The 11,966-nt window shown below is 45.2% G+C and carries 10 protein-coding genes and 1 pseudogene; 7 read left to right on the top strand and 4 right to left on the bottom strand.

Going from position 1 to position 11,966, the window contains the following annotated elements:
* Positions 1 to 680: Rpn family recombination-promoting nuclease/putative transposase (locus EWV66_RS15110; protein ID WP_287109216.1), on the top strand; the 680-nt coding region annotated here is incomplete at its 5' end.
* Positions 681 to 1,243: 563 nt separating this feature from the next.
* Here the strand turns inward: EWV66_RS15110 and EWV66_RS15105 are convergent.
* Positions 1,244 to 3,204: pseudogene (locus EWV66_RS15105) on the bottom strand (formylglycine-generating enzyme family protein).
* Positions 3,205 to 3,516: 312 nt separating this feature from the next.
* Positions 3,517 to 3,762, bottom strand: a complete 246-nt coding sequence (locus EWV66_RS15100) for a type II toxin-antitoxin system HicB family antitoxin (RefSeq protein ID WP_002749457.1) — start codon at positions 3,760 to 3,762, stop codon at positions 3,517 to 3,519.
* A gap of 187 nt (positions 3,763 to 3,949) precedes the next feature.
* On the opposite strand from EWV66_RS15100, the gene EWV66_RS15095 reads away from it, so the two are divergent.
* From EWV66_RS15095 to EWV66_RS15070, 6 genes are all read left to right on the top strand, one after another.
* Positions 3,950 to 4,597, top strand: coding sequence for a DUF3386 domain-containing protein (locus tag EWV66_RS15095; RefSeq protein ID WP_004268696.1), 648 nt, complete (start codon positions 3,950 to 3,952; stop codon positions 4,595 to 4,597).
* A gap of 408 nt (positions 4,598 to 5,005) precedes the next feature.
* Entirely contained in the window at positions 5,006 to 5,242 is a 237-nt protein-coding gene (locus EWV66_RS15090) for a NifU family protein (RefSeq protein WP_052277479.1), read from the top strand.
* A 410-nt stretch (positions 5,243 to 5,652) separates the two neighbouring features.
* Complete coding sequence (locus EWV66_RS15085; protein WP_052277478.1) at positions 5,653 to 6,741, top strand: isocitrate/isopropylmalate family dehydrogenase; 1,089 nt, start codon at positions 5,653 to 5,655, stop codon at positions 6,739 to 6,741.
* Between the two features lie 160 nt (positions 6,742 to 6,901).
* A complete protein-coding gene (locus EWV66_RS15080; protein ID WP_185236995.1) occupies positions 6,902 to 7,525 on the top strand; it encodes a COP23 domain-containing protein in 624 nt (207 codons plus the stop codon).
* Positions 7,526 to 7,631: 106 nt separating this feature from the next.
* Positions 7,632 to 8,561 (top strand): S1 family peptidase, encoded by a 930-nt coding sequence (locus tag EWV66_RS15075; protein WP_287109214.1) that lies wholly within the window; start codon positions 7,632 to 7,634, stop codon positions 8,559 to 8,561.
* 29 nt (positions 8,562 to 8,590) lie between these two features.
* Positions 8,591 to 9,796, top strand: a complete 1,206-nt coding sequence (locus EWV66_RS15070; RefSeq protein WP_287109212.1) for a tetratricopeptide repeat-containing S1 family peptidase — start codon at positions 8,591 to 8,593, stop codon at positions 9,794 to 9,796.
* 110 nt (positions 9,797 to 9,906) lie between these two features.
* On the opposite strand, the gene EWV66_RS15065 is transcribed toward EWV66_RS15070, so the two are convergent.
* Together EWV66_RS15065 and EWV66_RS15060 are read right to left on the bottom strand one after the other, a co-directional pair.
* Positions 9,907 to 10,506 carry a hypothetical protein gene (locus tag EWV66_RS15065; protein WP_052277474.1) on the bottom strand — a complete coding sequence of 200 codons (600 nt, stop codon included), beginning with the start codon at positions 10,504 to 10,506 and terminating at the stop codon, positions 9,907 to 9,909.
* A gap of 47 nt (positions 10,507 to 10,553) precedes the next feature.
* Positions 10,554 to 11,783 carry a hypothetical protein gene (locus EWV66_RS15060; protein WP_353734447.1) on the bottom strand — a complete coding sequence of 410 codons (1,230 nt, stop codon included), beginning with the start codon at positions 11,781 to 11,783 and terminating at the stop codon, positions 10,554 to 10,556.
* Positions 11,784 to 11,966 lie beyond the last annotated feature (183 nt).

The raw sequence follows: 11,966 nt of genomic DNA, 5'->3' as shown, positions 1-11,966 counted from the left end.
AGAAAGATAATAGGTTTTATTCCCGTTTCTTCAGTGAAATCTTCCTCTATCTCCACCAAACGGACTTAAGCAACAACTGGCAGGGAGTAGTTATTTATCCTCGGCGTTCAGTGGAAAGCTTAGAGACGGCCCGTTATGGGGAATTAATCAACTCCGGCAGAATTTTACGTTTTTATCTCGAGGAATTAAGAGAAGGGGAATCCCTGGGAATATCAATGTTACAGTTAATTATAGCACCCACCGCAAGAGCGATCGAGCAGGGAAAACAATTAATTCCACGGATTAGAGAAGAATTACCTAAGGTCAAACAACAGCAAGAACTTTTAGAATTGATAGAGACAATTTTGGTTTATAAGTTACCCCAAGTCAGTAGAAAGGAGATAGAAGCGATGTTTAGTTTAAGTGATTTAAAACAAACTAAAGTGTATCAGGAAGCTTTAGAAGAAGGTAGAGAGGAAGGTAGAGAGGAAGGCCGACAAGAAGGCCGACAAGAAGGCCGACAAGAAGGCCGACAAGAAGGCCGACAAGAAGGCCGACAAGAAGGCCGACAAGAAGGCGAATTAGCGGCAAAATTAGCCTCTATTCCTCGTTTATTGGCATTAGGATTGAACTTTGAACAGATAGCACAAGCTTTAGAATTAGAGATCGAACAGGTTAGACAAGCAACTCAAAGGGAATAGGAAAAGTTCAATGCGATCGCAATAAGGTTAGATAGCGTATCATGCTAAACGACTTTTGTACTATAGCAGAGAGACTAGCTGTGTCATCATTAGACATCTCCGAAAACGTAGGGACAATTTATGAATTTTACTCCAAAAACGTAGGACTAATTAATGAATTTTACTCCGAAAACGTAGGACTAATTAATGAATTTTACTCCGAAAATGTAGGGACAATTCATGATTTATACTCCAAAAATGTAGGGACAATTCATGAATTGTCCCTACCAAGGGTTTCAGGTTACGCATATTTAATTTTCGGAGATATCTATTCTCTATCATCTGGGATTATTGGCATATCTGTAATGATTTGATGGCATCGAACACAAGCCTTAACCCCTTGTTCCAAACGCCATCGACAGAAATTGAAAATCGAATCTTCTATGCAAACCCTAATTAAGTCTTCAACTGTTCATCTGAGATATTAACAGTAATGGAAGCCATTAAAAATCTCAAAAAAAATCGACCCGCCGCTAGGCGGGAAAAAGAGAAAAAGGGTAAAAAGGGTAAAAAGGAGAAAAGGATTACAGAGTCCTCCCAGCACCGCACACCACCCGAAAACCGATGACGCTGTCGCCGACGTCGGGGTAGTACCTGAAGCGGAAGGCAGAACGACAGTAATTAGGGTCGTAGTTCCAAGAACCGCCGCGCAGACACTTGATATGAGAACGATTATCATTATTGATAGGCCACGCAGATCCATCCTTTGGCGCTCCGATATAGTTATCGTGCCAATCGTCTTCGCACCATTCCCAAACATTGCCACTCATGTCATAGAGTCCCCAAGCATTGGGCTTTTTCTGACCCACAGGATGAGTTGTCCCCTGAGAATTTCCGTCATACCAAGCGTAATCTCCTAACTGATTAGCATCATCACCGAAATAAAAGCGAGTGGTTGTCCCCGCACGACAAGCGTATTCCCATTCCGCTTCTGTGGGGAGGCGATAGGTTTTCCCGGTTATTTGACTCAATTTCTGACAAAAGGCTTGAGCATCGTTCCAAGTAATATTTTCTACCGGATTTTGCGGATTGTTTTTAAAATAAGAGGGATTGGTTCCCATTACCGCTTCATATTGTGCCTGAGTGACTGGATATTTCCCAATCGCAAAACTGTTGACTTTAACTTGGTGTGGAGGCTTTTCATCTTCACTGTCAGCAGATCCCATGAGAAATTCACCTGCTGGTAAGCTCACCATCTCTAGTGTTATCGCATTGGGTAGGTTTTCGGTAAATGAAGTTTTATTGCCTAGTGCTGTCTCTGGTTGAGCAGATTTAGATGGAATCATCCAATCTGATGGAGAAGAAGGAGTTTTATTGTCTAGGGGTGTCTCTGGTTGAGGAGGGGGAGGAATAGGAGAGTCACCGACGACGGAGGTGGAAACGAGGTCTATACCGATAGAATATCCGCAAAATAGTCCTAAAAGTTTTGCCCAATAAGCACTTCAGGGTTCCATAAGCAAAAATTATCACACAAAGTCGAGAAGAGCCAATTCCCGACTCTCTCGATTACATGATTGTTGATGCGTTGAATGGCGGTTTCCAGTTCGATTTCCTCGTCGGGGATTTCCACTTCTGTCCATTGCCATCCTTCCTGCTCGGCTCGCTCTAATGCGATCGCTAAACGGCCGCGCTTTTCTTCGCTGGTGACAAGGAAATTGAGCAAACTAGCCGATAGATTCTCGTTTTTGCGGAAAGATACCGCCGATTCGGAACTAAGAATGTTCTGGACGAGGGATTCCACTTCGCTGACACTGCGGGAAAGTTCCCCGTCAATGGTCACTACTCGATCGATTAAGCCTTGAAACTGTCCGATAATTGGTTTTAGGTATTGTTCTAGATTAATGGCTACTTTGGCCATTTCGATCGCTTCTTTTTCCAGAGTATCTAACTCCAGCTGCAACTGATACACTTGTTTGTACCCGTTCAACTCGCCGATCATTTTCGAGAAAACTTGTGTTTGTGTATCCTGATCTTCGGCTAATTTCTGGATACTTTCGCTGATTAGGTCGATTTTCTTGAGCATGAGCAAGCTGGCGCGACCAACAAGAATCACAGTGCGGAAAATCTGCTGTTTCTGTAGTCTCAGGGTATCTCGCAGGTCGGCCGAGCCGATGCTATTCTCCAAAGATTGGCGTTTTCGCTCTGTTTCCGCCAATTTCTGGCATTTAACCGCCACTGCCTCCTTGATTTCCTCGGTCAGTGACTGGAAAAACCGCCGGTATTCATCCTTATGGTCGGTGAGAAATCTGATTAACTGGTTATAATCCCCGACTAATCTTTCCAATTCTTGAAAAGTTTCCTCGAAATTGAGGGGTTCTTCTTTTTTCCTCAATCCTAACCATGTATTGCGAACCCGTTTTCCGGTTTTAATCAGTTGCTGTCTTTCTTGAATCTGATCCTGCAAAACCAATAAATCGGGGCGATTTAGTTGGGGAAGTTGATAGGTTTTCCGATAAAGCTTGATTTTCGCTGTTTCTTCTGCCATCGCCTTGGTCGCTGAGGGTGAGTTTTTTCTATTTTAGCCCGATTTTTTGATCAGCTAAGACGCATTTTAACCGCCTATCCTTAAACCCCCCCGATGTTGGTAGGGTTGATTAATAGTAGGGTTGATTAATAGTAGGGTTGATTAATAGTAGGGTTGATTCATGAATCAACCCTACCCCAATGTCGGAGGGGGGTTGCCTCTTACCTCGTCTCAACAAGCAATTTAAATTAAGAACAGCATAATGTCTTTGCCGGATAGAATGTAGGTTGGGTTGAAGCATGAAACCCAACACCCGCATGGGTTACGCTACCGCTAACCCATCCTACAAATTACTGGCTGTAACTCAAATATAATCTGTAGAGAAGGTTTGGCAACTAGACCGAACTCCCTGGGGTCTTCTCCCTCTAAATGCAGTAAAATGGCTTCTTGGAGATTATTAACCACCTCATCTAAGGTATTTCCCTGGGTGACAATCGAAATTTCCACGCATTCACCTACATATCCTTGTTGTTCACCAGAACGAATAATTGCGGTAACTTTTGGACTTAATTTTGTCATAATTGCTCATGTTTATTTTTTGCTTATTTAGATTTATGGCAATCGAGCAAGGTACGGGTCATTGATCGATTCTAACTGACTTTTCCCTAAGCTGTGGAATTCATCTAGTTTTCTAGAAATCTCGGCCAGAGGCGAAAAAATCAGCGACAATGATATAAATGGAGTTATCAACACAAGTAAAGCGATTATGACTGTAGCCACGACGAACGCCCGAGATATTTTCCGCTCCGCCTACGAAAACCGTTACACTTGGGATGAAGGATTCCCCGGTTACACTGCTGATATTATCCTCACCCAAGGAGAGGAAGTCCATACAGGCAAAATTCAAGTTAATGCCGATTATAGTGTGGAAGTAACGGGCATTGATGACGAGAAAGTGCAAGAAAGTATCTATAATCAAATGCGCGACATCGTTACTCACCGCAAAAGAGGCAATTTTGATGCCTCCCACGGCAAAAACCAGTTTAATTTCGGGCAAGATGATCCCACCGGTGCGGTAGAAATTCTTGTCACCGGCGATGCGATGGGGTCTAATTATAAAGTGCGCGGCCAGGAAATCTGTCAAGTCAGTCGAGTCATGGGACCGATGGCTTTTACTATTAATACCGAGGAAAGTCTCGATACGGGAGAAGGTTATATTTCTATTCGCTATAATGCCATTTTCCGCAATGCTAAAACCGATGAATTAAAGGGAAAACGTGACTTTAAGGAAACCTACGAAAAAATCGGTAATTATTATTTACCCTCCTGTCAAGTGATTAACGCAATCGACGCGGGGGGCGAAAAATCCACCACAGAATTTACTTTTATCAATCTACAGCTTTTAGAATCTTAAGGGTTATCCCCGCCCAAAAAGCGTTAGGATTGAAGTAACTAAGTAGGTGGGTGTTAAAAATTGTCGGATCCCCCCGCCTATCGGCACCCCCCTTAATAAGGGGGGGATTAAGGGGGGATCCCCCCTTATCAAGGGTAGATCCCCCGCCTATCGGCGCCCCCCTTATTAAGGGTAGATCCCCCCGCCTATCGGCACCCCCCTTATCAAGGGTAGATCCCCCCGCCTATCGGCACCCCCCTTAATAAGGGGGGGATTAAGGGGGGATCCCCCCTTATCAAGGGTAGATCCCCCCGCCTATCGGCACCCCCCTTATCAAGGGGGGCAGGGGGGATCAAAGACAAGATCTATCTTCAATTTAATTGAAACCACTTACTTACACTGTAATAAATCTCTGACCAGAAGCTGATTATGTCTTTAACACTGACTCCTGATAACGTCGAACAAGTTTTAGATGAAATGCGCCCCTACCTGATGGCGGATGGTGGTAACGTGGAATTAGTCGAAATCGACGGGCCAGTCGTCAAACTGCGTCTTCAAGGCGCTTGCGGTTCCTGTCCCAGTTCCACCATGACCCTAAAAATGGGCATCGAACGCCGTCTCCGGGAAATGATTCCAGACATTGCCGAAGTTGAACAAGCTTTCTAAATCTTGGGTTAATTAATTCTCACTAGCGCCCGATTGTTAATTTAATTAGCGATCGGGCATAATATTAATTATATATTTTTTTCTAAGTGGCTAGGTGTTAAAAACTTTCAGAAACCACCCTTATTAAGGGTAGATCCCCCCGCCTACCGGCACCCCCCTTATCAAGGGGGGCAGGGGGGATCGAACCCCCCTTATCAAGGGTAGATACCCCCGCCTACCGGCACCCCCCTTATCAAGGGGGGCAGGGGGGATCAAACCCAAAATCTATCTTCAATTTAATTATAACCAGCTACTTACAAGATTGATAAAATTACAGAATTAATTAAGGTAAAAAGTATCTTTTTTAGCCGATTAAACGGTCAATTAAGCATTAAGATATACTTGACAATTTTTATTAAAACTCAAAAATTATGACGGAAAATATCCCCACCATTGTGGTCATGCACGGCGACCAAACTGGAGAAGAACTATTACTAGAAGCCCTGAGACTATTACAACCCTCGATAATTCGTCAACCCCTTAACTTTGCCGATTTTGATCTTAGTTTAGCCCAGCGTCGCCAGAGTAACAATCAAGTGGTTCACGAGGCCGCTGAAGCGACTCTAAAAACCGGATTAGCCCTGAAAGCTGCTACTATCACCCCAGAAATCAAAGGAGATGTGGGCAGTCCCAACGCTATTTTAAGAGAAGCAATGAATTCTCAGGTAATTCTCCGCATCGGTCGCCGTATCCCCGGTATTCGTCCGATTGGGGGCGTTTATTCTCCCATTGCCATTGTCCGCATGGCCGTTGACGATGCCTACGGGGCCAAAGAATGGCGAGAAACCACTGCCACCGGCGATGAAATTGCCTATCGCACCTCGCGCATTTCTAGGGCTACCAGTCGCGCTGTGGCCGAGTTTACCTTTCAACAGGCCAAAAAAACCGGGGCGCGGGTATTTGGCGGCCCAAAATTCACCGTTAGTGCCACCTACGAAGGGATGTTTAAAGAGGAATTAGACGCGGCGGCCCAAAGACATCCGGAAGTGCGTTATCAACCCCTGTTAATTGATGCAACTTTTGCCCTACTTTTACAAACCGACGGCGAAGCTTTGGTGATTCCAGCACTTAATCGCGATGGCGATTTATTATCTGATTTTGTCTTGCAACTCTATGGCAGTATTGCCGGGGCCGAAAGTTTAGTTTTGGGATTTGATGAGGAGACCTTAGCGGTTAAAACCATTATGGCAGAAGCTCCCCACGGCACGGCCCCGGCTTTAGAGGGCAAAAATATCGCTAATCCCATGGCGATGATTTTAGCCTCGGCAGCTTTGTTAGGTTATATCGAAACTAGCGAAGCGCGCAAAGCTTCTCGGGCAATTTATGAAAGTGTCTTTGAAACTATTCACGAGGGCAAAAAAACCCCCGATTTAGGGGGCCAAATGACCATGAGTGAGTTTACCGATGAGGTGATTCGTCGTGTGGTCAGTAAGTTAGAAGTTTGGTCTGCTTTGGGGTAAACGAACTCATCTGATTGCTCTCTTAAAGGAGTTTGAAGAAAGGGTAATCCCAAAAAATAAGAATTGTTGCAAAAGCTTTGCTTTTGTTGGTTTTGCGGAGAAATAACAGCTACCTTTGAAGTGTATAGTAGAGTCCCTTTGCAGGATTAGAATAAGGACAATGACATTACAAACTTTGACAAAAACTCTGACTATTGGTCTGATTGGTGTAGGAGCTGCCTTGACCTTACAATCACCGAGCCAAGCTCAAACCAGATTCGAGTGTCTTTTACCAGTGACAGGCCCCCATGTGGGAGTTCCCACAACCTATGCCAAAGTCGGCTCTAATGAACGCAAAGCTGTGATTCGTTGGGTTTCTCGTTATTCTAGCGGTTCCGGTTACACTCCCCAGCAACGGTGTCTAGAAGTAACTAAACGATTCAATACCCTTTACGCTCGACCAGGCGGAATTGATATTATTACCACTGGCTATCTCAATGGTCTGCCGGTCATCTATTCCCCTAGTAATGGACGAGAACGGGCAAATCGCGATAACCTATTATTTACCCTCAAGAAAGGGGAAGACGCAACCCAGAAAATCCAACAGCTATTCGACCTCCGGGAGGGATCTAGAACCGATCCTTTGTTTGAAAGCTCATCGGATTCTGTCATTGTCCATTTCAACAAATTCCTAGAAAATGCTCCCGTGGAAACAAATCTGGCTACCGGTTCGTCCCCCTCTCCACTGCCGGAGACTTCTCCCGAACAGTCGCCCCAAAAACCATCGGGCGGTTCTGTTTGGTAAACTTTTCTAGTTCTATAGATAAGGTAGGTTGGGTTGACGCAAGGAAACCCAACGCCCGCTGTTTGGTAAACTTTTCTAGTTCTATAGATAGGAGCATAGTAATCAAGTGAGTCGGGCGATAAAAAGAATTTTGGCTGGTGCGGGCAGTTTATTATTGGGACTGTCCACACCTTTGCTTGCTGTCCCAAGCTATGCTCCCGCTCTGGAACCTAACCGGGCCAATGCCTATAGCTCTCAACAACTTTCAGAACAACAGCTGCGTCAGTTAGCCAGAGCAATTACCGTTAAGGTGTTATCAGGGCAAGGCTGGGGTTCGGGCATTTTAGTTGAAAAGCAGGGTGGTTCCTACAAAGTCCTCACGAATGACCATGTTTTAGGGCGGTATCGCTATCGGGGTTGGCAAATACAAACCCCTGACGGCAAGATACATCGGGGTGAGTTGGTCAGAACAGTTCGCTTGAATGATTATGATTTAGGCTTAGTTTCTTTTCGCAGTAGCCAAGTTTATTCTATTGCTGATTTGGCTAATGTCGATGATCTCGCTATCGGAGATGAAGTTTTCGCCGCTGGCTTTCCCTTCGATGGCGATCGCCCGACAGAACAAGGATTTACCTTCACCGTGGGTAAACTGTCGCTTTTCAGTGATAAATCCTTTTCGGGAGGCTACCAAATCGGCTACACCAATAAGATTAAAAATGGCATGAGTGGCGGACCGCTGCTGAATCGGCAAGGTAAAGTTATTGGTATTAACGGCATTCATGCTTATCCTCTCTGGGGTAAATCCTACGTTTTTGCTGATGGAACAGTGACTTCACCAGCACTGTGGGAACAAATGAGTCGATTAAGTTGGGCGATTCCTATCGGGACTTTTTTGCAATCGGGGTCATCTTCTCCATCTGCTTCCAGTCGGCAACGGCCCGCAGTTTCACCCCCACCGCTTCCCACCCATAGAGAACCAACTTTCTCGGAAGATTTTCCTTCTCCACCCTCGTCAACCCCAAGAGAAAAGAATCCCGCTCCCACACCACTCTGGTAAATTCCACTCAACTGTATTTTTAAACCAGAATGAGCAACAATTTCTTGAAAATTTCCGCCGCCCTAGTTGGTCTAGCGGTGTTTGTGGTTTCTCCTCAGATTGCTAAGGCATCAACAACTGAGCAGATAGAAAAAATTGCTGAAAAGATTACCGTTTTAATCCCCTCAGAAGAAGAGGGGGCGAATGGGAAAATTACTGCTAATGGCTCTGGATCGATTATTGCCAAAGAAGGAAAAGTTTATACTGTTCTTACTGCTAGTCATGTAATCTGTAAAGATGCTAGAGATGCCTGCAAGTTCTATTACGATCAACTAAAAATTATTACCTGGGATGGCAAGCAATATCCGCTCGATTACAATAGCATCAAAAAATTACCCGGAGTAGATCTAGCTCTCGTACAGTTTCAGAGCGACCAAAATTATCAATTAGCGACCTTGGGTAACTATCAAGTAGCTGACGAACAATTTATTTTTGCTTCTGGATGGCCGGACCCGAAATTTATCGGCCAGCGGAAACGATTGTTCAATGTGGGGAAAGTGCTACCCAAGGCCATTACACCCTTGCTGAAAATATTTCCCCCAGAGTTGGGGTATGAGATAGTTTATACCAGTGTCACCTATGGGGGCATGAGTGGCGGTCCAGTGTTGGATCTCAATGGACGAGTCATTGCGGTTCACGGACAAAATGAAGCCGAAAAAATCGAAAAGGTTCCCGTGCCAATTGGCTTTAGTCTCGCTATTCCCATCACTACTTTTTTGAAATTAGCACCCCGGTCTGGCATTCAAGGGCAGATAAATGTCGAAAATTCGCCTCCCAATGCCTTATCTTTGCAAGAAATTGGGGATGAATTATACAAGGCTTTTCAAGTTCCCAATAATAACGATACTAATCCCCTAAACTGGCTCAATCAAGGCAATACAATGTGGCGGTTAGGACAATTATCCCTCGCCTATGCCGCCTATGAAAAAGCCTTGCAACTCGATGCTCAACTCTATCAAGCTTGGTATGGGAAAGGTCTGGTCTTGACCTACTGGAAACGCTCCCAAGAGGCGCTGGCCGCCTACGAACAAGCTCTCAAAATTAATCCTAAGTCCGATACCGCCAAAAAACTGCGAGACAAGCTCCAAGAATCTTTAGGGGGAGGAAATACCCCTTCTCTAACCCCCTCACAGCCAACCACCGCGCCCACCGTGGAGCCTTCACCACAGCCCTCTAATCCAAGGAGACTATGGTGAAGTCAGTCCCGATGAAAAAATTTTCACCCCCACAGATGAAAGAGGTTTCCTTCCCTACACCCCACACCCCACACCCCACACCCTCTTTCAAGTCAGTAGGGAAAATGCGGTTAGCTAATAGTGGGTTGCACCAATTTAGCTAAGAATGCTTGAATTGCTCGTAGTTCTGCGGGAGGATTGCGGAGAAACTCTTCGTTACTGGCTAAAATCATCGCATTATAGGCCCGCACCGCCGCCAGCAATTTAGCTGGAACTACCTTCTTATCTTTGAGCAGTCTCTCTAAGCTGGCCAATAAGTCTTCAATAACATTTAAAGGCGCTGCGCCGGGGGCTGAGTAAAGAGCAGCAATGACAGCATTGATATTATTACCCGCCTGTGCATCCCCTGTTAAGATGCTCAGTAGCGATTGCTGAACGGCTGCGGGAATCGGGGTACCCGTGGGGGAGGTTAAATTATTACTGGCTAAAAGAGTATTCAGAGAAGCAGCCGCCTGATTAACAGCGATTTGAGCCGGTTCTCCCCCCTGAAATCCCGTTACCGTCGTGGTGCTGGGGAAAGTTTGACCGGCAAAATCACCGGTGGAAAGAATTGGGCCAGTGGCATCGGATTGGTTGCCGGTTTGCGCCATAACGGGAGAGACTAGGGCATTGGTCAGCAAAACCGCCGCCACTAGGGAAACTTGCCAATTAGTCAACCATTTCATCAACATGGTCTTTATCCTCATTCAAAAAGCTAAATTAATAGTGTAAAAACTGACTAACGGGGGAAAAAGTAATTGTAGCCGATACTCATGACGAAGCGAGCGCCGTCCCCAGCATTGCCCGTTAAATCAGCACCGGCAAGGTTAACCGTCAAGGGGACTTTCGGGAAAGGAATCAGGGAAATACCTGCGTTTAAATCTTGACCCGACCATTCGACAATGGCCGAGACCGGTTCAACAATTCGTAAACCCGCACTAGCAAAGACACCGAGGGAATTTACCCCATCTTCGATGGCTCCTTCCGAGCGAAAACGACCACCACCAACACCCAAAGAGAGCGTCAATTGACTAAAGGGTTCTGCCGTTGTTTCTGTGAACTGAAAAAATTTGCTCACCACCCCGTAGATACTGCTACCGGCATCTGTCCCACCCCAGTTAATAGCATTTTCAAATCCTAGGGCCACAGCAAAACCTTCTGGCAGAGAACGGTGAATTTTAAAGCTAAAACTGCCCCGTCCAGCGTTATCACCAAAAAGGCTCAAAATCGCCAGAGTTACATCTAAACCGACAATTTTCTGGCGTTCTCCTAAACCGACTCCTAGGGCTAACCCGCCATCTGCTTGATTGGTAAAACGGGTTCTCGACTGGAAAGCGAAACCACCGAAAATCTGCCCAAAATTGGCTCCAAAACCGATGGGAGTAGAGATACTGCCACTAGGGGCAACCACAAATTCTGCCAGTTTCACAGAAAGGGTTTTCGGTTCCTCAATCAGAAACTCTTGACGTAAACGCTGTAATTCGGGGGAAACATTGGTATCAACGGGGGTGGATGCTTGCGCTTGCCATTTTTCGACTTCTGGAGCGTTATTATTCCCTGCCGGTAAAAGCTGACTCGCTTGCATTGTCCCTAGATTCGCCTTCCATTCTTCTAGGGTTGAAATTGTCCTGGTCTTTTCTGTTGCTAAAGTATCGCGGGAAGATTTCTCTGACTTATTTTCTTCTGACTTATTTTCTAAGGATGAGGGCAGATTACTATTGGCTAATCCCTCGGTTGTCGAGAAGGAATTGGCGGTCAGAATTCTGTCTGTCCTCTCTAATTCCACGGGGGAATTAATGATAATTTTTTCCCGGGATACCCGAATAGAAGCATCCTCAATGTCTAAGGGAGAAGGAAGGGCCTTCACCCCATCGCAAAGTATGGCTGTACCCACACAGGAGGCAATGAAAATTCCTCCGGAAAATATGTGTCTCATCTGGCTGTTTCTTTTGGCTTTTTTTAACAACACTTCCAGCTTTCCTCACAGACGAAGTTAATTTGTAAAGATTGTAACTGATTTATTTTTAGATAGCAAGTTATACTTTGCACGGCTACAACTTGCATTTTTTACTCAAGGACAATAATATAGTTTAAGAGTCATAATTAGAAGCAAAGCACTCATTAAAAACATGATTAACCTAGAATTCACGGA

It is taken from the genome of Microcystis sp. M_OC_Ca_00000000_C217Col (genome assembly GCF_007095585.1).
GTDB classification, from domain to species: Bacteria; Cyanobacteriota; Cyanobacteriia; order Cyanobacteriales; family Microcystaceae; genus Microcystis; species Microcystis panniformis.
The sequence above is the reverse complement of the archived record's forward strand: the minus strand, read 5'-3'. Positions and strand labels throughout refer to the sequence as shown.